Source organism: Acinetobacter sp. Colony158 (assembly GCF_019264745.1).
GTDB lineage: Bacteria > Pseudomonadota > Gammaproteobacteria > Pseudomonadales > Moraxellaceae > Acinetobacter > Acinetobacter ursingii.
Genome location: NZ_CP078523.1, coordinates 62,393 through 86,710 on the forward strand (window position 1 = coordinate 62,393; position 24,318 = coordinate 86,710).

A 24,318-nucleotide genomic window follows, 5' to 3' on the forward strand; every position below is an offset into this window, starting at 1 on the left:
AAAATAAAAAAGGTCACAAATAAAATTTGTGACCTTTTTTATAACAAACTCAAATGTGAGTAACATCATGAGTAAGTTAAAAAATTACAGTTTAAATCATATTAAATTACAATAATTTAAACCATATCTGAGCGGTTTACATCATACCGCCCATACCACCCATGCCGCCCATATCTGGCATAGCTGGTTTGTCTTCTGGAATATCAGTAATCATCGCTTCAGTGGTCAACATTAAACCTGCAACAGAAGCTGCATGCTCAAGCGCAGAACGTGTTACTTTCGCTGGATCAAGAATACCCATTTCAAGCATGTCGCCATATACACCTGTCGCAGCGTTGTAACCATAGTTACCTTCGCCCGCTTTCACAGCATTGATCACGACTGAAGGTTCATCACCCGCGTTTGATACGATTTGACGAAGTGGTGCTTCAATTGCACGGCGTAAAATATTGATACCCACAGTTTGGTCATCATTGGCGCCTTTTAAACCGTCGAGTGCATTTACAGCACGTACCAGTGCAACACCACCACCAGCAACCACACCTTCTTCAACCGCAGCACGCGTTGCATGAAGCGCATCGTCAACACGGTCTTTCTTCTCTTTCATTTCAACTTCAGTTGCTGCACCAATTTTGATGACTGCAACACCGCCTGCTAATTTAGCAACGCGCTCTTGAAGTTTTTCTTTGTCGTATTCAGAGGTTGACTCTTCGATTTGAGCACGGATCTGTTGAACACGCTCAGCAATCGCATTGGCATCACCAGCACCATCGACAATCACTGTATTTTCTTTAGAAACTGTGATTTTATGCGCTGTACCTAAATCTTGAAGAGAAGCTTGTTCAAGTGACATGCCTACTTCTTCTGAAATCACTGTTGCGCCAGTCAAGATCGCGATGTCTTGAAGCATTGCTTTACGACGATCACCAAAACCAGGTGCTTTAACTGCACATACTTTGATGATACCGCGCATGTTGTTCACAACAAGTGTAGCAAGCGCTTCGCCTTCAACATCTTCAGCAATAATAAGAAGTGGCTTACCAGTTTTTGCAACCGCTTCTAAAACTGTAATCAATTCACGGATATTGCTGATTTTTTTATCAACAAGAAGAATGAACGGATTTTCAAGTTCAGCAGTTAAAGTATCTTGCTTGTTTGCGAAATATGGTGAGATATAACCGCGGTCAAACTGCATACCTTCTACAACATCAAGCGCATCTTCAAAGCCTGAACCTTCTTCAACGGTAATCACGCCTTCTTTACCCACGCGTTCCATTGCTTGAGCGATCAATTTACCCACAGTTTCGTCAGAGTTTGCAGAAATTGAACCGACTTGCTCAATCGCTTTAAAGTCATCAGCAGGTTTCGCTGTTGCACGAATATTTTCTACAACTGCTTTCACCGCGATATCGATACCACGTTTAAGATCCATTGGGTTCATACCAGCAGTCACTGATTTGATCCCTTCGTTTAAGATCGCCTGAGCCAGTACAGTCGCAGTTGTCGTACCGTCACCTGCAATATCATTGGTTTTGCTTGATACTTCACGTACAAGCTGCGCACCCATGTTTTCAAACTTATCTTTTAGCGTGATTTCTTTGGCAACCGTCACACCATCTTTAGTGATATGCGGTGCACCAAAAGAACGATCAATCACGACATTACGACCTTTAGGGCCTAAAGTCACTTTCACTGCATCTGCAAGAACATTGACACCTGCGATCATTTTTGAACGCGCTGAATCACCGAATTTAACGTCTTTAGCTGACATTATTTACTCCAAATTTTATATATGCTTGATCTGATTTATCAATGAGTTAAGTAAAAATTTAGCCTTCAAGTACAGCTAAAATGTCAGATTCTTTCATAATTAAGAATTCATCACCATTTACTTTGACAGTAGTACCTGCATAAGTACCAAATAACACTTTATCACCCACTTTAACGTCTAGTGCACGAACGCCGTTGTCGGTGATTTGACCATTACCAACTGCAATTACTTCACCTTGAGCAGGCTTTTCAGCAGCAGAACCTGGCAATAAAATTCCGCCAGCCGTTTTTGTTTCTTCTTCAACACGACGAATTACTACACGGTCATGTAATGGACGAATGTTGCTCATAAATAACTCCATCAGACTAAGTCTATGATTTGATAAATGATGCTTACCATGATTATTGCTTTAGCAAGCACCAAAATGAATTTGATGACACTTTTGTGGGGATGGAAAAAAACGCTTCAAGGGGAAAAATCAAAAAAAATGCTATTTTTTGTGTCTTTTTTAAACACTCAAACACTTTGCTTGTTTTTAGCTTCAGATTAATTGTGCAAAACAAAGGATTTTGTCCTTTCATCGAACCAAAAGTGCTGAATCAGTCCATCATTTGAAATTGTATTAAAACTATTCGGCAAGCCTTTATGTAAACGATAAGAGGTCGCTGTGCCCGCATGAATATCATAAACAGGATGATCAATTTTCAAATTATAGATTTGAGTTAAGTTATAGACCGCAGTTTTATGTAAATGCCCATGCAATACCCCAAATAGACCACTTCGACTCCAATTCTCAAGTGCCATTCTTCCTAGTACTGGACAATCTTTTATTCCATGTGGATCATCTGGAGAAGTATAAAAAGGTTGATGTAATACCACCAGTTTCAACTTATCATCAGGCGCGTGTTTTAAGGTTTCATTGGTTCTCTGAATTTGCTCCAGTGAAATATATCCCCGCGTATGGTAACGCCGACGAATACTATTCACTCCAACAATAAAAAAATGTTCAGTTTGCAAAGTTGGCTCTAATTCACCAAAAAAGAACTGATAACGTGCAAATGGAGAAAAAAAACGATTCCATAAATTATACAAAGAAATATCATGATTCCCTGGCACCACAATATAGGGAATTTTAAGAGAATCCAAAAACTGCCGACAATTGTAAAACTGAATAAATTTTGCACGTTGGGTTAAGTCCCCACTCACCACAATCAGTTCAGGTTGATGTTCCTGACAAAATTTTTCGATTGCAATCAGACATTCTGGCTTTTCCGTACCAAAATGCAAATCAGACAGATGAAGTAGCATCGACAGGCACCATGATACTTAATGCATTTTTTGCCACAGCAAGTGTCAAAGGCGTCTTCAACTCTTCGATTTCGCCATCTACAGCAACCGTTAAAGTTTTACTTTTTGAATCAACCACTACCTGATCAGCAGCAAAACTATAGACATCTTTGGCATGTTCGAGATCCCCTTTGATCAATTGAAATAACATGCGAAATAAACTCAATTTATCGCTTTTGGCGACCACAATACCTGCCACATGACCTTCTTCAGCACATTCAGCAATATTCAGGTTCATTTCTTGTAATTGCAATTTATTATTGCCAAAAAAGACCAGCGATGTTTTAACAGGATAAACTTGCCCATCAACAGTTAATGAAAGTTTTAATTCTTTATGATCACGAATTAAGACATCAAGCCCCGATGTATATGCATTTAAAGTATGTCGACCCAAACGTTGATTATATTGCTCTCGTTTTTGAATAAATAAAGGATAGAGACCCAAGCTGGCATTATTTAAATAAATTCTGTCGTTGATCGTTCCCAAGTGAACATTTTTAGGTGTTCCCGTTGCAATCACCTCAGCCGCTTGAAGCAAATCTTGGGGGATATTTAAAACGCGCGCCACATAGTTAAACGTGCCTAAAGGCAAAATCCCCATCGGAATATCTGTGTATTTGAGCTTAGAAGCCACTGCATTTAATGTCCCATCCCCACCTGCTGCAACCACCACACCATGATCATCGCCATGATGACGCACAAGAACTTGCTGCATAAAATCGTCGAAATTATCCTCAACACTCAATTCAAAGACCTGAATCTCAAAATCATGCTGCGTAAAAATCGTCATGATTTGCTCATATACGCCTTCTTTATTGGATGCATGGAATCCAGATTTTTCATTATAAATAAGGGATAAAGGTCGAAGTGTTGGCATATTTATCGTTCTAAGCTGATGATTTATCCTATTTTTGTCCAAGAATTAGACAAATAAAATACGCTTTATGTAAAATTTAAATGATGATCATTTATTTAATCGATAATTGTTCTCAAATTTATTTTAGAATCAAGACTTTGTTTTTTATAAACATTTAATTAAAAAATAACATATATTACATATCTTAATACATATATTTAATGCCTCATAATTATATTAAATTAATGATTTATATAGAGTTAAACTATTTTTCGACCTACTACTCTAATTTAGTCTTTAGTCTTATTTTTTTTGTCATTTTATGCTTTAATAGCGCCACTTTTTTTTACTTCATCTACTTGCTGTATCTCAGCATTTAGATTTGTACTTTAGTACGTTTTTTAAATAGGCCTCACCATGACCCAAGTGAACGCACCAGAATTCGTTCGTCATCCTAAGCTTATTGCATGGGTTGAAGAAATTGCAAAATTAACCAAACCTGCAAAAATCGAGTGGTGTGACGGTAGCGAAGAAGAATATCAACGTCTGATTGACTTGATGATCGCCAACGGCACAATGCAAACACTCAACCAAGAAAAACATCCAGGTTCTTATCTTGCAAACTCTGACCCTTCTGACGTTGCGCGTGTTGAAGACCGTACGTTCATCTGTTCTGAAAAACAGGAAGATGCGGGTGCGACAAACAACTGGGAAGCGCCAGCAGCGATGCGCGCAAAACTCAACGGTTTGTTTGATGGCGCAATGCAAGGTCGTACCATGTATGTGGTTCCATTCTCAATGGGTCCTTTGGGCAGCCACATTGCACAGATTGGTATCGAATTAACTGATTCTCCATACGTTGCTGTCAGCATGCGTAAAATGGCTCGCATGGGCAAAGCGGTTTATGACGTTCTTGGCACCGATGGCGAATTTGTACCCTGTGTTCACACAGTTGGTGCGCCTCTTGCTGAAGGCGAAAAAGATGTTGCATGGCCATGCAATCCTGAAAAATATATTGTTCACTACCCAGAAACGCGTGAAATCTGGTCTTACGGTTCAGGTTACGGCGGCAACGCATTACTCGGTAAAAAATGTTTAGCCCTTCGTATCGCTTCTGCAATGGGTCGCGAACAAGGCTGGCTCGCTGAACACATGCTGATTTTAGGTGTCACTAACCCACAAGGTGAAAAGCACTACATCGCAGCAGCATTCCCATCTGCTTGTGGTAAAACCAACTTTGCAATGTTGATTCCACCAGTAGGCTATGAAGGCTGGAAAATTGAAACTGTTGGTGATGATATCGCTTGGATCAAACCAGGTGAAGATGGTCGTCTGTATGCAATCAACCCTGAAGCTGGTTTCTTCGGTGTTGCGCCTGGTACAAACACCAAAACCAACCCGAACTGTATGGCAACCCTACACAAAGACGTAATTTATACTAACGTTGCTGTGACTGATAACGGTGAAGTATGGTGGGAAGGTCTATCTAAAGAAGTTCCAGCAAACTTGACCAACTGGAAAGGTCAACCTCATGTAAATGGTGAAAAAGCAGCACATCCAAATGCACGTTTTACTGTTTCAGCAGGCCAATGTCCTTCTATTGATGCTGACTGGGAAAATCCAGCAGGTGTTCCAATTTCTGCATTTATCTTCGGTGGTCGTCGTGCCGATACGGTTCCTTTAGTATCAGAAGCATTTGACTGGGTTGATGGTGTTTATAAAGCAGCAACCATGGGTTCTGAAACTACTGCGGCGGCTGTTGGTCAACAAGGCGTAGTACGTCGTGACCCATTTGCTATGTTGCCGTTTACTGGTTACAACATGGCAGATTACTTCCAACACTGGTTAGAAGTGGGTCAGCAAGTCGGTGAAAAAGCTGAAGCTGCGGGCAATAAATTACCAAAAATCTTCAACGTCAACTGGTTCCGTCGTGATGCTGAAGGTAACTTTGTATGGCCTGGTTTTGGTCAAAATATGCGTGTGCTTGAGTGGATGATTGACCGTGTTGAAGGTCGTGCCAATGCAGTTGAAACACCAATTGGTTATGTTCCAACTTATGACGATCTTAACTGGGCAGGTACAGATTTTTCTAAAGAAGAATTTGATCTGATCACTGCACAAGACAAAGATCAGTGGATTACTGAAATCGAAAGTCACACAGAATTGTTTACCAAACTTGGTGATCGTTTACCACAAGCATTAAAAGAACGCCAAGAAGCGTTATTAAATGCGGTTAAAAACCACTAAATCAGTTAATCGCATCATAAAACAGGCCATTTAAATGGCCTGTTTTATTATGTGCAATATGCTAAGAAATATCGGCAAATAATCTTTAATATACTGATAAATTTTATTTTTTTACAACCAAAGAGAAACAAACAATGAAAAAACTTGTTCTTTGTACTTTGTCTTTACTTGTTCTTTGCAACATCACCCATGCAAATGAGGTAACAGCAAATGAAAAAGCGAAGAATCATTTCGGGGTATGTCTTATTAGTGGTGTTCCATCGCAGCAATATGTGGTCGTTAAACGTGTAAAAGTTGCAAAAGGCACGTATGGAAGTGTTGAAGAACTCTATCCAAAATTAGGCAATGCTGCGCAAAAACTGAATGCCAATGCGATTGTGGATTATAATGCGAGTCAACGTTTTGGCTTTTGGCCATGGCGTATCGTTCGTCCTGTAGCAACAGGAACAGCAGTCAGATGGAATGCACCGAATGTAGATTGTCAAAGTTTAGGCGGTAAGGAAATCTAAACGTCGATCAATTGTTTTATAGCTGCATAAATTGACTTTATGTAGCTTTTATTGATATTAAGCAATCTTGCTGTGCTGATGACCTAGAACGCTTTGAAGATAATCATCCAATAATGTCATATCAGCTTTACCAAATTTTAATCCCAGTTTACTACGCCGCCATAGAATATCATCTACTGATTGTGCCCATTCCACTTTGGTCAAGTAATCGACTTCAAGTTGATAGAGCCCGTGCCCAAAATATATGCCAAAGTCCTCCAAAGTATAGACTTCTCTGAGCAACTGCCAGACACGAGTGCCATAACTACTCGCCCAACGTGTCGCAATTTCGATTGGAATATGTTTAATTCTGAGCTGAATCCCTCGTATTAACCCATCTAAACTTTTAAAATACTCCCCTCCTGGTAATGGCTCATATTCAGTCCACGCAGTCTGTAACTCAGGGAAAAAAGGGGTTAATTCATCCAGTGCAGATTCAGCAAGTTTTCGATAGGTGGTTAACTTACCCCCAAATACCGATAGCAACGGCACCGTCTCATTCAGCATCGTCATTGCCAAAGTATAATCTCGGGTCACTGCTGAGGGTTGATCTGACTCATCATCACATAAGGGTCGAACCCCAGAATAAGTTTCGATAATATCTGCTTGAGTAATCGTGCGTTCAAAGTGCAAGTTTACCACTGTCAATAAATATTCAATTTCATCCTGTGAGATTGCGACCTGCTGCAAGTCTCCCTGATAAATCCGATCCGTCGTTCCGATCAATGTATATTCATCTAAATAAGGAATGGTAAATACGATACGTCGATCTTCATTTTGTAAAATATAGGCATAGTCTCCCTCATAAAGTTTGGGAATAATCAAATGACTACCCTGAATGTGGCGAATTTTATAAGGAGAATCCAGTTTAAGCGTATCTTTTAGAAAACGTTCAACCCACGGCCCCGCTGCATTGACCAAGGCTTTTGCACGAATTTGATACTGTGTTTGTTGCTGCTTCAAAGTTAATAACCATGTACCATCAATTACTTCTGCGGCAACACACTCAGTTCGAGTTACCAGTTCTGCCCCTTTTTCTCTAGCTTGCATCGCATTTAAAATCACTAAGCGCGCATCATCTACTGCACAATCTGAATATTCAAAGCCCAATACAATATCCTGTTTTAAAGGACTTCGTTGATCCAAGACCAAACGCTTAGATGCAGGTAATTTTTCTCGTTTTCCCAAATAATCATATAGAAATAAGCCAGAACGGATCAACCATGCTGATCGTAAATGTGGACGATGTGGCAAGACAAAACGTAAAGGACGGATAATATGCGGAGCTTTCGCCATAAGAACTTCGCGTTCAGCAAGTGCTTCACGCACCAGACGAAATTCAAAATGCTCTAAATAGCGCAAACCACCATGAATCAATTTACTACTGGCAGATGAGGTATGACTCGCAAAGTCATCTTTTTCACAAAGAAAAACGGAGAGTCCCCGTCCAGCAGCATCATTGGCGATCCCTACCCCATTAATACCACCACCGATCACCGCAATATCATAAAGAGGAAGATCATTAAAATGAGATAACATGTGTGATTCCCCCTTTTTATTATTATCAATCTTTAATCAAGATCATTTGAAATTAGCAAATTTAAACACAAAGTGAAAGCTTTACCCGCCATATACGGTACGTATTTTATTTGCCAAGCTGAATGGTTTTAAAGTTAATACAATTTTATGGTTTGTTTAGGTCCGTAAATGCTTAAAATATAAAAAATACATCTGCATATTTTCAACTACTGACTTAAATACGATTAGAAGGAACAACCTCATGAAAAAAAGCTTATTATTTTTAATTACAGGGAGTGTCATTGTATTAACTGCGTGTCAGAGTACCCCACGTCAATACAACGGCAACACAGGCTATCAGGTTGAAAATAAAACGGCATCTTCTGCAACACTGGCTTATACACTTGCTGGACGCTCTAACCAACAACTTGATGAACGAAAATTACAACGCGCCTGCCAACAAGTTTTAGGCACCACACAAACTTATAAATTATCTATTTTAAGTATTAATGAAATCGCCAATCCTGCGGCAAATCAATCAAGTCAGGATGGATTACAAGTCGGCAACTCACGTATGTCTGTGGGATTAATGGACTCTCCTAGTCTCAACAACAGTGAAGGCTATGCGACACGTCAAGCGTTAGACACTAAACCCAGCACACTTAAAGTTGTACGCTATACCTGCTCATAAGCTTTACTTAATCGCCTCCAAATAAAAAAAACGCTGTAATCTTACAGCGTTTTATAAAAACTCACGTTGCGAAACTCTTTTGCTTCATCCAGATCAGGCCATGTTGTGGCACTACGTTCATCAATCTTCATATATTGAGGATGACTAAAATTTTTGACCCGGCTGTCTGCCACCCACACTTCTGGGGCAAATTTTAAAAATTCATCTAAAAAGAAACGATTAGATTGATCATATAGCACATCGGCAGCAAGTAACACATCCACTTGTTCTGCCTTGTATAAATCATCCAGATATTCAAGCTCAACATCATTAAGCAATGCATTCTCACGACAGGCAGCCAAACTTACTTGGTCGATATCACAACAAATGACTCGCTTAGCCCCTGCCATTTTCGCTGCAATAGCGACAACACCAGAACCTGCACCAAAGTCTAAAACCACTTTATCTTTGACATGCTGTGGCTCTGCCAGCAACCACTGCGCCATCGCCAATCCAGAAGCCCAACAAAAAATCCAGTAAGGTGTGTCATTCCAAATCCGTCGAATCACTTCATCATCCAAACGATCGGATGGAAAGACAGGTGGAATTAACCAAAGTGAAATTGGCGTTTCTGGTAATTGCTGTGGTGATAATTCACACTGAGGAATCACGTGATGAAGCGCCTCAAGCAAATGTTGAGGCGCTTTTGAACACTGAAATGTAGAGTTCATATTAAACTAAAGCTTTTTCAGCCGCTTCAACAGTTTGACGAATCAAAGTCGTAATCGTCATTGGCCCAACACCACCTGGTACAGGCGTATAAGCCGATGCAATATCTTCAATTCCTTGTAATTGGATATCACCTACACCGCCGCCATCACGCGGATGAAAACCCGCATCGACCACGACTGCATCTTGTTTAATCCAGTCTTTTTGGATGAGTTCTGCTTTACCCACAGCACCCACAATAATATCTGCTTGTTTTACGAATTCAGCTAAATTCTGTGTACGTGAATGGCAAATCGTCACAGTCGCATTCGCTTCAAGTAACATCGCCGCCATTGGCTTGCCTAAAATCGCAGAGCGCCCAACCACAACCGCATGTTTACCCGCAATTTCAATGTTGTTTTCTTTTAAAATCGTCATGATCCCAGCAGGTGTAGCTGAACCATAAGCCGCTTCGCCCATGGCCATACGACCATAACCCAAACAAGTCACGCCATCGACATCTTTATTCAAAGAAATCGCATCAAAACAAGCACGCTCATCAATTTGTGCAGGTACTGGATGTTGTAACAAAATCCCGTGTACATCTGGATTGGCATTTAATTTTTCGATTTCAGCCAGAAGTTGCTCAGTGGTGGTTTCCTGTGGCAATTCAATTTTAACTGAATCCATGCCTACACGTTTACAGGCATTACCTTTCATACGTACATAGGTTGCAGATGCACCATCATCTCCGACCAAAATGGTAGCCAAAATTGGGGTACGACCTGATTTTGCTTTTAACGCTTCTACACGTGTAAGCAAGTCAGCTTCAATTTGTTTTGCCAATGCACGACCATCAAGAACCAATGCCACAGCACATCTCCAAAGTAGATATGAATTCGATTTTGCAAATGATACATGATAATTGAGTCAATTTTATTTTAGATGTTGTTTTTCTGTGCATATTCGCTGAAATCACTATTGTTTTTTTTCTGAAGCTTGCTAATATGTGCATCACCAAATGATGGCGGGGTGGCAGAGTGGTCATGCAGCGGACTGCAACTCCGTGTACGCCGGTTCGATTCCGACCTCCGCCTCCAAATTTGGTAAAAAGCCCGGGTGGTGAAATAGGTAGACACAGGGGATTTAAAATCCCCCGCCCACAAAGCGTGCCGGTTCGAGTCCGGCCCCGGGCACCATTTTAAATCAGTTAAAATGGTGCCAATAAAGAATCCAGCATAAGCTGGTTTTTTTATGTCTAAATGATCCTTTTTACCAATATTTAAACCAAAGCCATAATCTATTCAAACACCGACTCGCAGTATCAGGTGCAAAAAACCCCATCAATGTACACGTCAAACTGATGACTAAAATAATCGTTGAAGAACTAAAGCCTGTATCTAAGTATTTCGCCATAGATAGTGCAATCAGAAACCCGAAAACCAAACCTAATAATCCATAACATCCTGCGAATACAAATCGATCCGTCAAAGTCCACTGCTCCATTCTTTTTTTCATTATTATCACCCAATTAAAATATTTCGTATTGTTTTAAAGCGATGTTATCTTAAATAGCATTTGATTTTAAATTAACAATTTACTCCAGAAAAGCTGCCGTCATCTATGCCTAAAACTTTTGTACTCGCCCCAGATTCGTTTAAAGAAAGTATGACTGCACTTGAAGCTTGTCAAGCGATGCAAAGTGGGCTGCAAAAGGTATTTCCTGATGCTTATTTTATTTTGTACCCTATGGCAGACGGTGGTGAAGGTACAGTCGATACCATAATTAATGCTCAGCATGGACAAAAAATTGATATTGAAGTGATGGGGCCTTTACCTTCACAGCGAATCTCAACTTATTTTGGCTTAATCAATCAAGGCAAAACAGCAATCATTGAGATGGCAAAAGCCAACGGTATTCACCTTCTCTCTTCCGAACAGCGTGACCCTTTACTTACCTCAACTTATGGAACGGGTGAAATGTTTCGCTTAGCACTGGATCACGGTGTTTCTCAAATCATTATAGGTTTAGGTGGAAGTGTGACCAATGACGCAGGCATGGGAATGGCGACTGCTTTAGGAGTTAAATTTCTAGACCAAGAGAAACAACCCGTTAGGTTAGGTGGTGGTTATCTCAATGACATTCAGTTCATAGATATTTCTGAAATAGATCAACGCCTGAATAACGTTGAAATTATCATTGCTAGCGACGTGAATAACCCTCTATTAGGACCAAATGGTGCAAGTCATGTATTCGGCCCACAGAAAGGTGCAAGTCCTGAAATAGTTATACAACTTGAATCAAACCTCACTCACTTTGCCAATTTAATTGAAAAGCAGCTCAATATAACAGTTCAAGATATTGCAGGTTCTGGTGCAGCGGGTGGATTAGCTGCTGGGCTTTTGGTGTTTACACAAGCCAAAATCCAGTCTGGCGTAGAAACAGTGATTAATCTGTTAGATATGCAACACACCATACAACAGGCCGATTATGTGTTTACAGGCGAAGGAGGAATTGATTTTCAAACCAAATTTGGAAAAACGCCCATCGGAGTAGCACGTCTTGCGCACACATATGATAAACCCGTTTTTGTTTGTGCAGGCTATATGGGTGAAGGAATCGAAAGTCTGTATGAGGAAGGCATTACTGCAATATTCGGAATACTTGATCAAAGCAGTGATCTCAGAACAGCACTGCAAAATGGCCCTAAAAATCTGAGTCGATGCTGCGAAAATATTGCCAGATTGATTCGCAGCATTGACGCCAGCTCATTTAAAAACGAGTAGTTGATTGAAAAAACTACAAATAATTTCAGATATTCTTGCCAATATTAGGCAGTTCATCTATTATTGCCGACATGCCCGGGTGGTGAAATAGGTAGACACAGGGGATTTAAAATCCCCCGCCCACAAAGCGTGCCGGTTCGAGTCCGGCCCCGGGCACCATTTTAAACTATTGAAATGGTGTAAAATAAAATTTCCAGCATAATGCTGGTTTTTTTATATCTAGCAAGATAATAATCTGATGAAAAAAACTGAACTGTTACCTATTATATTTAGTATCAGCATTAAACATGACGCCCCGTCATGCTCAAGATATTTTTCGAACCAGGAACAATAAAAAAAAACAGATGCTCTATTTAAAACGCTGCGCAGTGGTGGCAGATGAATATCTTATTCAAAGTAAAAAAGTTGAAGTAATAACGCAACTCGAACAGCTCAAGCAAAATTATTCTCAATTTTGGCTACGTCTTTTAGCACCCGCTGCATATAATCATTCACAATTAAAATTAAATGTTGAGGACATTACAGATGTACATCTGAATCAAAGTTGCGACCTAAACCAAATGTTGCTGGATTTATTCTTAGCCGATTCCCACACAAGCCAACAGAAATAACCTCAGACTTACAAGAGAAATTACCACTCTCTACTCGCGACCAATTCCTCTAAATCAATCTCAAGGTATCCCGCATCCTGCACCACCATCATCATAGCTTCAGCGATATAATCCGTGGCAGTATCATCAAGGCTTGAATCCAAATCTTCAAAATCAGCTTTCATTTCATTGATTTTCAGTAAAGTTGAATCTGCTAATTGATAAATTTCAGATTCAGTTTTAGGATTAGCTTGAATTTTTCTTGAAAAATCAATTAGGTCTTGCTTTATTTCAGCCACCAAGATTTGAGGATAATAACCATCATCAAACATAGGGAGAAGTAGATCATTTAACATGGATAAAGGCTTAACAACATTAAAAATTCGGTGATGCTTATAACATACCTTCAAATTAAATTCGACTAGTCACTAATCCCAGAGTTCAAAATTTAGTCGATGTTCTTCAAAAATCAACCAACCTGCAAGCAACAATAAGATCGCCATAAAGGCAAATAAGGTATTTGCAGTAAAAATTGCAACAAATAAAAAAAGGATGTCTAAAAGGATAGAAGCAATAAACACCACAAAAATGAATGGATGAAGCTGCATGATCACTTTACTCATCGATAACAACCAATTTATAAATTAACATGCGCTTCACTTTCAGCCTTATCTTCACATACCCAAAACTTCATCTTCTCAAACAATTCAGCAATTGAAGGATCTTTAGGCAAAATAAGATTGACGCTTTTAAGCTTGATTCATTGCCTGCCAAATTCGAATTGCATCCACAGTTGCCTTAACATCGTGTGCGCGCACCAGTGAAGCCCCCTGCTGGATACTCAACAAATGCGCTGCCACACTACCCACCGCACGTTGTTGCGCATCAGCACCGCCCAATGCCTCGCCGATAAAACGTTTACGTGATAATGCCGATAAAATCGGATAACCCAATTCATTCAACTTCCAAAACTCTTGCAAGAGCTTTAAATTTTGTTGCGCATTTTTAGCAAATCCAAATCCCGGATCAATCATAATATTTTCTGCTTTCACACCCGCAGCCAATGCTTCATCAATCCGAATCTTCAACTCATCGATGACGTCTCGTGTTACATCGCCATATTGAGCCAACTGATTCATGGTCGTTGGCTCACCGCGCATATGCATGACAATCACGGGAACGTTCAGCTCAGCAGCAGTCTCTAGCGCTTGAGGGCGAGTTAATGCTCGAACATCATTCCAGATATGTGCGCCAGCCTCGACAGCAGCCCTAATCACATGAGGTTGACTGCTATCAATTGATAAAATCACGTCTTGCTTTGCCAATAGTTCAACAACGGGCACTACTCGTCGAATTTCTTCCTCAACCTCCACAGGTGATGCCCCCGGTCGTGTAGACTCCCCACCAATATCAATAATGGAAGCGCCATCTGCAATCATTTGCATGGCATGCTCATAAGCCTGCTGTTTTTGATGATATTGCCCGCCATCACTGAATGAGTCAGGCGTTACATTTAAAATACCCATCACCTGAGGTTGAGATAAATCGAGTAGGTGCTGACCACACTTGAGTTGTCGCTGAGGTAAAGGCATTAAACGCATGAATTGACTCCTGTTGTTGAGGCGTATTTTAACAGTATGTTTTCTAATGCTAGTTGATTTAATTTCACATCAAGCTGAATAATATGCAAATAAAAAGAGCTGCCGAAGCAGCTCTTGTAACACTTAAATCATTAACCCATTGAAGGCAACGGTGGTGGTGTAGAAGGACCACTACTTGGCGGATCCAAATCTACCACAGGATTTTCAGCCACATAGACTTTTGGTGGACGTGGTTCACGACCTTCCATAATGTCACGTACCTGCTCACGATCAATCGTTTCCCAGTCCAGAAGCGCCTTAACCATCACATGCGCTTTATCCTTGTTATTTTCAAGAATATCCCAAGCAACTTTATATTGTTCATCCAGAATGCGACGAACTTCCTGATCGACCTGCTGCTGTGTTGCTTCTGAAATGGTACGACTGCCTACATTTCCAAAGAAACCATTCTGGTTCTCATCTTCATAGACCATCACGCCTAACTTATCGGACATACCATATTTGGTCACCATCGCACGCGCCATTTTAGTTGCACGCTCAAAGTCATTGGATGCACCGGTGGATTGCTGATTGATAAAAATCTCTTCGGCAATACGGCCACCAAATAAAATCGAAATTTCATTCAGCATTTTGTCTTTATAATGACTAATCTGGTCTTGTTCAGGCAATTGCCAAGTGACACCCAAGGCCCAACCACGCGGCATAATCGTCACTTTATGTACAGGATCAGTACCCGGCAACATCTCAGCAACAATCGCATGTCCAGACTCATGGTAAGCCGTTGCACGACGCTCTTCTTCACGAAGAATCATCGATTTACGCTCAGGTCCCATATAGATCTTGTCTTTAGCATCTTCAAAATCATGCATATCCACCGTATTTTTATTACGACGAGCTGCAAACAAAGCTGCTTCATTTACAAGGTTAGCCAACTGTGCACCAGAAAAACCCGGTGTACCACGTGCCAAAACTTTTAGATCTACACCAGTAACTGAAGGAAGTTTCTTCAAATGAACATTCAGGATTTGCTCACGACCATTAATATCAGGCAAACCAACCATCACTTGGCGGTCAAAACGACCTGGACGCAACAAAGCTTTATCCAGAACATCTGCACGGTTAGTTGCAGCAATGACAATTACCCCTTCATTACCTTCAAAACCGTCCATTTCAACCAACATTTGGTTCAAAGTCTGTTCGCGCTCATCATGCCCACCACCTGTACCTGAACCACGGTGACGACCGACCGCATCAATCTCATCAATGAAGATAATACATGGTGCATGGCGTTTCGCTTGCTCAAACATGTCACGGACACGGGACGCACCCACACCGACAAACATTTCAACAAAGTCAGAACCAGAGATACTAAAGAACGGAACTTTGGCTTCACCCGCAATGGCTTTGGCTAATAAAGTCTTACCCGTACCCGGTGGACCCACCATAAGCACACCACGTGGAATGGTTGCACCCAAACGCTTAAACTTTGCAGGATCTTTTAAGAAATCAACGATTTCAACGACTTCCTGCTTCGCTTCATCACAGCCAGCGACATCTTTAAATGTCACTTTAATCTGGTCTTCTGAAAGCATCTTGGCCTTAGACTTACCAAAACTCATTGGTCCGTTTTTGCCACCAGCTCCCCCACCCATATTTCGCATAAAGAACATGAATAACAAAATGATGAGAAGTACAGGAAAACTAGCAATGAGAAGTTGCATCAACAAGCCCTGACGTTGTGGTGCAGTTCCTTCAACCACGACGTTATTTTTGTTTAGGCTTGGTAAAAGCTCGGTGTCTTCAACCTGCGGACGTACTGTCTCAAAATGAGAGCCGTTGGTTTTTTCACCACTAATATTTAAACCATCAATAGTGACTTGCTTAATTTGACCAGCATTCACCGCAGTAACGAATTCTGAATAATTCATTGCTGATGGCTTATTGCGGTCATTGATGTTACTGAAAATCAAAATCAGAACACCAAGTATTATTAGCCACAATACGGCATTCTTGAAGAGATCGCTCAAAGCTTTATTCCCATTATCAATCTAATTTGATCATGCCCATTACGGGGTAGACCCTAGTAAACAGCAAGTCTAATGCTTGCTACAAGTTGAAATTGTACAAAATGCACAATTTTTCTCGACTTGGCAAGTAAACTTTATCGCATTGCCTTTTTACGCCCCTGCCCGATCAAAAATACTTCTTTTGAACGCGCACGGGAAGCTTCAGGTTTTACAGTTTTCAACACATCAAAACTATCGACGACTTGCTTTCGAAACTCATCGAAACCAGCGCCCTGAAACACTTTTACCACAAATTGTCCATTGGGGCCGAGTACTTTCTGGGCAAAATCGAGAGCCAGTTCACATAAGTAAATCTGTCGAGGTTGATCGACAGCCCTATTACCTGATGTATTGGGGGCCATATCTGAAATTACAATATCTACAGTACGACCATTTAAAATATTTAACAATTTTTCGAAGACTTCCTCTTCGCGAAAGTCACCTTGTAGGAAGGTAACATCTGGAAGTGCATCCATAGCTAAAATATCAGATGCGATGACCAATCCTTTACTTCCCACCAGTTTTCCTGCAATTTGCGACCAACTGCCTGGGGCTGCACCTAGATCAACCACCGTCATACCCGGTTTGATCAGTTTGTATTTTTCCTGAATTTCAAGAAGTTTGTATGCAGCACGGGCACGGTAACCTTCTTTTTGTGCTCTTTTCACAAAAGGATCATCAAGGTGTTCCCGCATCCACGCACGACTACTCTTCGATAACTTCTGATTGGTAATGCGTGTCGCCATAACTCACTAAATTATAAAAAACTTCTGATCTGTTATTGTACGTGAAAAATACTGATTTTGCAGTATGCATATGTATCTAGAATTAACACTTTCATGATCTTTTTTTCAATGATCATGATCGAATATTTCGTATATTTATGCGTATTGGCTGCATGCTGAATCTATCTTAGATACGGGATGCAAGTTATACTAGGTCGTTTTTACATTCAGGTAGTTTTCATGGCGGCTTTATCTATTCAAGAGCGCAAACGTTTACGTCAGATCGGACATGCGCTAAATCCTGTGGTCATGATCGGTGGGCAAGGTTTAACTGAAAACGTGATCGAAGAAACCAACCGTGCTTTAAACGACCATGAACTGATTAAAGTAAAAGTTGCAGGTGAAGATCGCGAAGTTCGTGCACAAGTCATTGATGAGCTTGCTCAAGCCACAGGTGCAGAAGCAGTTCAGAAAATTGGCAAAATCGTATTACTCTACAAAAAAGCACCGAAACAAAATCCGAATTTATCCAATCTGGTTCGTCACGCTCATTTAGCCAAATAAATCGATTTTAATTATGGCAAGTTATGAATTGATGTCTTTCGATCGTTTTGAATCAATCTCATTGGTTGGAGCGATCGAACAACAATCTCCATTTACACTCAATGTTGGTTATTGGCTACGTGATCCTAATCATTTAATGCTTTGGCCAGAGCAAGTTGCAGCTCATCCACGCCGTGATTTTTTGTGGGAGCAAACCTGTTTTGAAATTTTCATTGGGGTGAAAAATCAGGATTTTTATCGCGAGATTAATTTATCCCCTTCTGAAGCATGGCAAGCCTATCAGTTTGAAGAGTATCGTTATCCTGAAAATATACCGCCAATCGCAGCTTACGACATTGAGTTAAATCAATTGAAACGAACCCATTATGGGATGAATGTAAGTGTGGACTTAACAGTGTTTATGCAAAAGCATCAACTGAAATGGTCTGATCTTTATGTAGGTTTAAGCGCCGTTTTAAACACATCACAAGGTATGCATTTTTATGCCATGCAACACAGCAGCCCATCAGCTGATTTTCATAATAAACGCGATTGGCTACATGAGTTTTAATACAATTATTTTGAGCTATTTAAACCAGTAAAAGTAGTTACTTTTACTGGTTTTTTTGTTTTTTAGTTCTCACGTACTTTATTCCATGCTTCAACAGCATGTTCTTTTGAGCGTTTGAGTACGTCAGTTAAAGTATCCTTGTGTTTTAAAGTAATTTGACCTAAATCATCTTTAATTTCACGACCGACTTTACCAAGATCTTCTACCAAAGTTCCAAACTCTTTTTTAATGACATCACCAAGTTCGGTTAAATCACCTTGAGAGTTATTAAATTGAGACTTAATAATGTCAACGCGCTGTAATACATCTTCTTTAAGATGCGAAAGTTGGGTTTGAATGGTTTGATTCAATTCTTTTGCTTCAGCTTCAATTTTTTCCTGTGTCTCAGTTAGAACATCTTTTACCTGAGCACTTGTTTCAGTATATAACTGTTCAACTTGTTGTTGGTGTTCTTCAACAACGGCCTTCAATGGTTTTTTTGCTGGCATGTGATGATCCTCTTTTTTTGAATTATGTCAGTTTTTATTTTAAATCGATCAACATTTACCCACCATACAAAATTGTTAGACAATACTTATTTTACAAACTGATCCCGATAAAAGGCCAACATCATTTGTATTACCTAAATAAGTCAGGATTTGCTTTAAAATGCGTAGACTTTCACAGACTTCATGCGTATAATGCGCTGTTAAGTTATAAGCGAGCAGACCAAGAAGGAGGGCGTGTTTTTTTAAGACAGCCGGCCTTTTTTTATGTCTACTCGCTTTTTTACAGCCCTATTTTTGTGGTTTTAATTCAGGAGCTTTGGTTTGAGCACCCCCGCCATTTTAGCCCTTGCTGATGGAACGATCTTTAAAGGAACGTCTATTGGTGCAACGGGATCAACGACTGGTGAAGTCGTTTTTAACACAGCCATGACTGGCTATCAAGAAATTCTGACCGATCCAAGTTATGCACAACAACTGGTGACGTTAACTTATCCTCATATTGGTAACACTGGTTGCAATAGCGAAGATAATGAATCGGGTCGCATCCACAAAGTTTGGGCAAATGGCTTAATCATTCGTGATCTTCCATTACTGCATAGTAATTTCCGTGCAGAGCAATCCTTAGGCGACTACTTAGAACAAAATAATGTCGTAGCGATTGCCGATATTGACACCCGTAAATTGACACGTATTTTGCGTGATAAAGGTGCCCAAAATGGCTGTATCCTTGCGGGCGAAAATATTACAGAAGAAGAAGCACTTGCGAAAGCACGAGCATTTGGCGGCTTAAATGGTTTAGACCTTGCGAAAGAATGCTGTGACCCAGATGGCTTTGAATGGACTGAAGGTTCATGGGAGCTGGGTACAGGCTTTAGTCAACCTGAATTAAAATATCATGTGGTTGCATACGATTACGGTGTCAAAACCAACATCTTGCGTATGCTTGCAGACCGCGGCTGTAAATTGACTGTTGTTCCGGCTCAAACACCTGCTGAAAAAGTATTAGCGTTAAATCCAGATGGTGTGTTTTTATCTAATGGTCCAGGCGATCCAGCCGCGTGTGACTATGCCATTGAAGCGGTAAAAACGATTGTTGAAACCACGACGTTACCTGTATTTGGTATTTGTTTGGGACATCAAATTTTAGCACTTGCTTCAGGTGCCAAAACCATGAAAATGAATCATGGTCACCACGGTGCCAACCATCCTGTACAAAATCTTGAACAAGGTACAGTGATGATTACTTCTCAAAACCACGGCTTTGCTGTTGATGAAAGTACCTTACCAACAAACTTAAAAGTGACACATCGCTCACTGTTTGATGGTACAAACCAAGGAATTCATCGCACTGACAAACCAGCATTTAGTTTTCAGGGTCATCCTGAAGCCAGCCCAGGTCCACATGACTGTGCCCCATTGTTCGATCATTTCATCGAACTTATTGAAGCCGCTAAGAAGTAATTAAGGAGCGAATAATGCCTAAACGTACGGACATAAAAAGCATCCTGATTATTGGTGCGGGTCCTATTGTGATTGGTCAGGCCTGTGAGTTTGACTATTCTGGTGCACAAGCCTGTAAAGCGCTTCGTGAAGAAGGTTATCGCGTGATTTTGGTGAACTCCAATCCTGCGACAATTATGACCGACCCTTCTATGGCGGATGCAACTTATATCGAGCCAATCACTTGGCAAACGGTTGCACAGATTATTGAAAAAGAACGTCCAGATGCGGTTCTCCCAACCATGGGTGGTCAAACGGCATTGAACTGTGCATTGGCACTGGATGAAAACGGCGTTTTAGAGAAATACAACGTTGAATTAATCGGCGCAAGCAAAGACGCAATTGAAAAAGCAGAAGATCGTAAACTGTTTGATATCGCAATGCGTAAAATCGGGTTGGAATGTCCAAAAGCCGCCATTGCAGAAAACATGCAGGAAGCTTTGGAAATTCAATCACGCTTTGGCTTCCCTGTCATTATCCGTCCATCGTTCACCATGGGTGGTTCAGGCGGTGGTATCGCGTATAACCGTGAAGAATTCCTTGAAATCTGTGAACGTGGTTTCGATCTTTCTCCAACGCATCAGTTATTGATTGATGAATCATTGATAGGCTGGAAAGAGTACGAAATGGAAGTTGTTCGTGATAAAAACGACAACTGTATCATTGTCTGTGCCATCGAAAACTTTGACCCAATGGGTGTTCATACAGGTGACTCGATCACAGTTGCACCAGCCCAAACACTGACAGATAAAGAATATCAAATCATGCGTAATGCATCGATTGCCGTTCTTCGTGAAATTGGTGTTGAAACGGGTGGTTCTAACGTTCAGTTTGGTATCAATCCTCAAGACGGCCGTATGGTCGTGATCGAGATGAACCCACGTGTTTCTCGTTCATCTGCACTTGCCTCTAAAGCAACAGGCTTCCCGATTGCTAAAATTGCGGCAAAACTGGCAGTGGGTTATACCCTTGATGAGTTGAAAAATGACATTACAGGTGGAACCACACCTGCATCATTTGAACCATCGATCGACTATGTCGTAACCAAGATTCCTCGTTTTAACTTTGAGAAATTCCCACAAGCTGAACCTGTACTGACGACGCAGATGAAATCGGTCGGTGAAGTCATGGCGATTGGTCGTAACTTCCAGGAATCTGTACAAAAAGCACTTCGTGGCTTGGAAGTAGGTGTATCTGGTTTTGATGAAAAAATTGAAATTGGGAATGAAGGCGCACGCGAGAAAATCCAGCATGAACTGAATGTTCCTGGACCAGAGCGTATCTGGTATGTTGCAGATGCTTTCCGTCACGGTTTTAGCCTTGATGACGTATTCAATGCAACCAAGATTGATCGTTGGTTCCTGATCCAGATTCAAGACATTATCAAAACTGAAGAACAAGTGAAAACCTTGGGCTTTGGTGACTTGAATGCCGATAATATTCGTGCATTTAAACGCAAAGGTTTATCTGACCTGCGTATTGCTGACCTCATGGGTATTTCACAAAAACAATTCCGTAAACAACGCTGGAATTTAGGTGTCTATCCTGTTTACAAGCGCGTGGATACGTGTGCAGCCGAATTTGAATCTTCAACGGCTTACATGTACTCAACGTATGATGAGGAATGTGAAGCAAATCCATCCAACCGTGACAAAATCATGGTGATTGGTGGTGGTCCAAACCGTATTGGTCAAGGCATCGAGTTTGACTATTGCTGTGTACATGCGGCGCTTGCAATGCGTGAAGATGGTTATGAAACCATCATGGTCAACTGTAACCCTGAAACTGTTTCAACCGACTACGATACTTCTGATCGTTTGTACTTTGAACCTGTTACCCTTGAAGATGTGCTTGAAATCGTACGTACCGAGAAGCCTAAAGGCGTAATCGTACAGTATGGTGGTCAAACGCCTTTGAAATTGGCTCGTGCTTTAGAAGAAGCAGGTACGCCGATTATTGGGACATCTCCAGATGCCATTGACCGTGCAGAAGACCGTGAACGTTTCCAGCAAATGATTCAGCGTTTACAGCTTCGTCAACCGAACAACAGCATCGTCAAATCTGCTGAAGAAGGTATGGCAGAAGCGTCTAAAGTAGGTTATCCGTTGGTTGTTCGTCCATCTTATGTATTGGGTGGTCGTGCCATGGAAATCGTCTACAATGATGAAGAGCTGAAACGTTACTTACGTGATGCAGTTCAAGCATCTAATGAAGCGCCTGTTTTGCTTGACCATTTCTTGGATGATGCGACTGAAGTTGATGTCGACTGCGTATCTGACGGTAAAGATGTGGTGATTGGCGGCATTATGCAACACATCGAACAAGCAGGGATTCACTCAGGTGACTCTGCATGTTCAATCCCACCTTACTCTCTTTCTGACACTATTCAGAATGAAATGCGTCGTCAAACCATCGCGATGGCAAAAGAACTAGGTGTAGTGGGCTTAATGAACGTTCAGTTTGCTGTAAAAGGTGATGACGTTTATGTGCTTGAAGTAAATCCACGTGCATCGCGTACGGTTCCATTCGTATCAAAATGTATTGGTGAATCTTTAGCCAAAGTTGCTGCACGTTGTATGGCAGGTCAAACGCTTGCTTCTCAAGGTTTTACCAAAGAAATCATTCCGACTCGCTTTGCTGTAAAAGAAGCAGTTTTCCCATTCGCGAAATTCCAAGGCGTTGATCCAATGCTTGGGCCTGAGATGAAATCGACAGGTGAAGTGATGGGTGTCGGTAAAACCTTTGGTGAAGCGTTCTATAAAGCAGTATTGGGTTCAAATGAACGCCTGCCTGGCTTACCGACTGAAGGTGAAATCAAGCATGCTTTCTTGTCTGTACGTGAGTCAGATAAAAAATATATTGCTGATATTGCTAAAAAACTCGTGGACTATGGTTTCAAACTGCTTGCTACAGGTGGAACTTATCAGGTACTTAAAGATGCAGGTTTGGCATGCGAACGTGTAAATAAAGTAACTGAAGGCCGTCCACATGTTGTTGACCGCTTGAAAAATGGTGAAATACACCTTATTGTCAATACCACTGAAGGTAAACAAGCTCAGTATGACTCAGCCATGATTCGTCGTGCAGCCCTACAAGGCAAAGTGTATTATACGACGACTATTAATGGTGCTGAAGCAGTTTGCCAAGCTTTTGCAATTCAATTACCAATGGATGTATATCGCTTGCAAGATTTACAAACTGTAGGTTAATTCGTTACCGATAAGCCCGTCACTTTATCGGTGGCGGGTTTTTTGTTTTTTTAAAAAGGTCAACTCCCATTTCATTTAGAGGGACTAAAATGCAACGTTATCCAATGACTCCAGAGGGCAAAGAAGCTCTTGAGAAAGAATTACACCAGCTAAAGACTGTGGAACGTCCACGTATTACTCAGGCGATTGCTGAGGCACGTGAACATGGCGATTTGAAAGAAAATGCTGAATATCATGCTGCGCGTGAACAACAAGGCTTTTGTGAAGGTCGTATTCAGGACATCGAAGGCAAATTAGGTGCAGCTCAAGTCATTGATATTCATGAACTTGAAAAAAATAGTCGTGTGGTTTTTGGGGTAACGGTGACCATTGAAAATCTGGACACTGAAGAACGTAAGACCTATAAAATTGTAGGTGATGATGAAGCTGATTTCAAAATCAATAAAATCTCCGTGAACTCCCCTATTGCTCGTGGGCTTTTAGGCAAAAATGAAGGCGATGAAGCCAAAATTGTCACTCCACAAGGTGAAGTCGAATATGAAGTCGTAAGTGTTGAGTATCTCTAAACATCTA

General features: G+C 40.9%; 23 protein-coding genes and 3 tRNA genes. 13 read left to right on the plus strand and 13 right to left on the minus strand.

Annotation, left to right across the window (positions count from 1 at the left end):
- Positions 1-136: 136 nt before the first annotated feature.
- Together groL and groES are read right to left on the minus strand one after the other, a co-directional pair.
- Positions 137-1,771: a chaperonin GroEL gene (gene groL / locus JR005_RS00155; protein WP_104794807.1), complete on the minus strand. Its 1,635-nt coding sequence runs from the start codon at positions 1,769-1,771 to the stop codon at positions 137-139.
- 58 nt (positions 1,772-1,829) lie between these two features.
- Positions 1,830-2,120, minus strand: coding sequence for a co-chaperone GroES (gene groES / locus JR005_RS00160; RefSeq protein WP_004939735.1), 291 nt, complete (start codon positions 2,118-2,120; stop codon positions 1,830-1,832).
- Between the two features lie 48 nt (positions 2,121-2,168).
- On the opposite strand from groES, the gene JR005_RS00165 reads away from it, so the two are divergent.
- A complete protein-coding gene (locus JR005_RS00165; RefSeq protein WP_154647390.1) occupies positions 2,169-2,321 on the plus strand; it encodes a hypothetical protein in 153 nt (50 codons plus the stop codon).
- Here JR005_RS00165 and JR005_RS00170 read toward each other — a convergent pair.
- Positions 2,318-3,079, minus strand: a complete 762-nt coding sequence (locus JR005_RS00170; protein WP_004990178.1) for a metallophosphoesterase family protein — start codon at positions 3,077-3,079, stop codon at positions 2,318-2,320. The two genes, JR005_RS00165 and JR005_RS00170, sit on opposite strands and share 4 nt — an antisense overlap.
- Positions 3,060-3,995, minus strand: coding sequence for a diacylglycerol/lipid kinase family protein (locus JR005_RS00175; protein WP_004990181.1), 936 nt, complete (start codon positions 3,993-3,995; stop codon positions 3,060-3,062). The genes JR005_RS00170 and JR005_RS00175 overlap by 20 nt, the downstream gene beginning before the upstream one ends.
- Before the next feature lie 396 nt (positions 3,996-4,391).
- Here JR005_RS00175 and JR005_RS00180 point away from each other — a divergent pair, with 396 nt between their 5' ends.
- Together JR005_RS00180 and JR005_RS00185 are read left to right on the plus strand one after the other, a co-directional pair.
- Positions 4,392-6,221 (plus strand): phosphoenolpyruvate carboxykinase (GTP), encoded by a 1,830-nt coding sequence (locus tag JR005_RS00180; protein ID WP_004990187.1) that lies wholly within the window; start codon positions 4,392-4,394, stop codon positions 6,219-6,221.
- Positions 6,222-6,355: 134 nt separating this feature from the next.
- Positions 6,356-6,730, plus strand: a complete 375-nt coding sequence (locus tag JR005_RS00185; RefSeq protein ID WP_004990189.1) for a hypothetical protein — start codon at positions 6,356-6,358, stop codon at positions 6,728-6,730.
- Between the two features lie 57 nt (positions 6,731-6,787).
- Here the strand turns inward: JR005_RS00185 and glpD are convergent, their stop codons facing one another.
- Complete coding sequence (glpD, locus tag JR005_RS00190; RefSeq protein WP_218665356.1) at positions 6,788-8,308, minus strand: glycerol-3-phosphate dehydrogenase; 1,521 nt, start codon at positions 8,306-8,308, stop codon at positions 6,788-6,790.
- 241 nt (positions 8,309-8,549) lie between these two features.
- On the opposite strand from glpD, the gene JR005_RS00195 reads away from it, so the two are divergent.
- On the plus strand, positions 8,550-8,978 hold the full coding sequence (locus JR005_RS00195; protein WP_004990195.1) for a hypothetical protein: 429 nt from the start codon (positions 8,550-8,552) through the stop codon (positions 8,976-8,978).
- 41 nt (positions 8,979-9,019) lie between these two features.
- On the opposite strand, the gene JR005_RS00200 is transcribed toward JR005_RS00195, so the two are convergent.
- Together JR005_RS00200 and folD are read right to left on the minus strand one after the other, a co-directional pair.
- Positions 9,020-9,688, minus strand: a complete 669-nt coding sequence (locus JR005_RS00200) for a class I SAM-dependent methyltransferase (protein ID WP_004990198.1) — start codon at positions 9,686-9,688, stop codon at positions 9,020-9,022.
- 1 nt (position 9,689) lies between these two features.
- Positions 9,690-10,538, minus strand: coding sequence for a bifunctional methylenetetrahydrofolate dehydrogenase/methenyltetrahydrofolate cyclohydrolase FolD (gene folD / locus JR005_RS00205; protein ID WP_004990201.1), 849 nt, complete (start codon positions 10,536-10,538; stop codon positions 9,690-9,692).
- 153 nt (positions 10,539-10,691) lie between these two features.
- Between folD and JR005_RS00210 the strand changes: the two genes are divergently transcribed.
- The 4 genes from JR005_RS00210 to JR005_RS00225 all read left to right on the plus strand — a co-directional run bounded on the left by JR005_RS00210 (position 10,692) and on the right by JR005_RS00225 (position 12,611).
- Positions 10,692-10,765 (plus strand) — tRNA-Cys (locus tag JR005_RS00210).
- Between the two features lie 13 nt (positions 10,766-10,778).
- Positions 10,779-10,864 (plus strand) — tRNA-Leu (locus tag JR005_RS00215).
- Positions 10,865-11,288: 424 nt separating this feature from the next.
- Positions 11,289-12,452 (plus strand): glycerate kinase, encoded by a 1,164-nt coding sequence (locus tag JR005_RS00220; protein ID WP_218665357.1) that lies wholly within the window; start codon positions 11,289-11,291, stop codon positions 12,450-12,452.
- A gap of 73 nt (positions 12,453-12,525) precedes the next feature.
- Positions 12,526-12,611, plus strand: a tRNA-Leu gene (locus JR005_RS00225).
- Between the two features lie 472 nt (positions 12,612-13,083).
- Here JR005_RS00225 and JR005_RS00230 read toward each other — a convergent pair.
- From JR005_RS00230 to rlmE, 5 genes are all read right to left on the minus strand, one after another.
- Positions 13,084-13,398 (minus strand): DUF5713 family protein, encoded by a 315-nt coding sequence (locus tag JR005_RS00230; RefSeq protein ID WP_004990204.1) that lies wholly within the window; start codon positions 13,396-13,398, stop codon positions 13,084-13,086.
- Between the two features lie 72 nt (positions 13,399-13,470).
- Entirely contained in the window at positions 13,471-13,665 is a 195-nt protein-coding gene (locus tag JR005_RS00235; protein ID WP_010588745.1) for a hypothetical protein, read from the minus strand.
- A 126-nt stretch (positions 13,666-13,791) separates the two neighbouring features.
- The gene (gene folP / locus JR005_RS00240; RefSeq protein WP_004990207.1) at positions 13,792-14,643 is read right to left on the minus strand and encodes a dihydropteroate synthase; all 852 of its coding nucleotides are present in this window, start codon (positions 14,641-14,643) and stop codon (positions 13,792-13,794) included.
- Positions 14,644-14,774: 131 nt separating this feature from the next.
- A complete protein-coding gene (gene ftsH / locus JR005_RS00245) occupies positions 14,775-16,670 on the minus strand; it encodes an ATP-dependent zinc metalloprotease FtsH (protein ID WP_104794804.1) in 1,896 nt (631 codons plus the stop codon).
- Between the two features lie 134 nt (positions 16,671-16,804).
- Positions 16,805-17,455, minus strand: coding sequence for a 23S rRNA (uridine(2552)-2'-O)-methyltransferase RlmE (gene rlmE / locus JR005_RS00250; protein WP_004990210.1), 651 nt, complete (start codon positions 17,453-17,455; stop codon positions 16,805-16,807).
- 219 nt (positions 17,456-17,674) lie between these two features.
- Between rlmE and yhbY the strand changes: the two genes are divergently transcribed.
- Both yhbY and JR005_RS00260 read left to right on the plus strand, forming a co-directional pair.
- Entirely contained in the window at positions 17,675-17,998 is a 324-nt protein-coding gene (gene yhbY, locus JR005_RS00255; RefSeq protein ID WP_004990213.1) for a ribosome assembly RNA-binding protein YhbY, read from the plus strand.
- A 13-nt stretch (positions 17,999-18,011) separates the two neighbouring features.
- Entirely contained in the window at positions 18,012-18,548 is a 537-nt protein-coding gene (locus JR005_RS00260) for a DOMON-like domain-containing protein (RefSeq protein WP_004990215.1), read from the plus strand.
- 62 nt (positions 18,549-18,610) lie between these two features.
- On the opposite strand, the gene JR005_RS00265 is transcribed toward JR005_RS00260, so the two are convergent.
- Complete coding sequence (locus tag JR005_RS00265) at positions 18,611-19,036, minus strand: hypothetical protein (protein WP_004990217.1); 426 nt, start codon at positions 19,034-19,036, stop codon at positions 18,611-18,613.
- A gap of 321 nt (positions 19,037-19,357) precedes the next feature.
- On the opposite strand from JR005_RS00265, the gene carA reads away from it, so the two are divergent.
- The 3 genes from carA to greA all read left to right on the plus strand — a co-directional run bounded on the left by carA (position 19,358) and on the right by greA (position 24,311).
- Positions 19,358-20,497, plus strand: coding sequence for a glutamine-hydrolyzing carbamoyl-phosphate synthase small subunit (gene carA / locus JR005_RS00270; RefSeq protein WP_005003402.1), 1,140 nt, complete (start codon positions 19,358-19,360; stop codon positions 20,495-20,497).
- 14 nt (positions 20,498-20,511) lie between these two features.
- Positions 20,512-23,745 (plus strand): carbamoyl-phosphate synthase large subunit, encoded by a 3,234-nt coding sequence (carB, locus tag JR005_RS00275; protein WP_218665358.1) that lies wholly within the window; start codon positions 20,512-20,514, stop codon positions 23,743-23,745.
- An 89-nt stretch (positions 23,746-23,834) separates the two neighbouring features.
- Positions 23,835-24,311, plus strand: a complete 477-nt coding sequence (greA, locus tag JR005_RS00280) for a transcription elongation factor GreA (protein ID WP_218665359.1) — start codon at positions 23,835-23,837, stop codon at positions 24,309-24,311.
- Positions 24,312-24,318 lie beyond the last annotated feature (7 nt).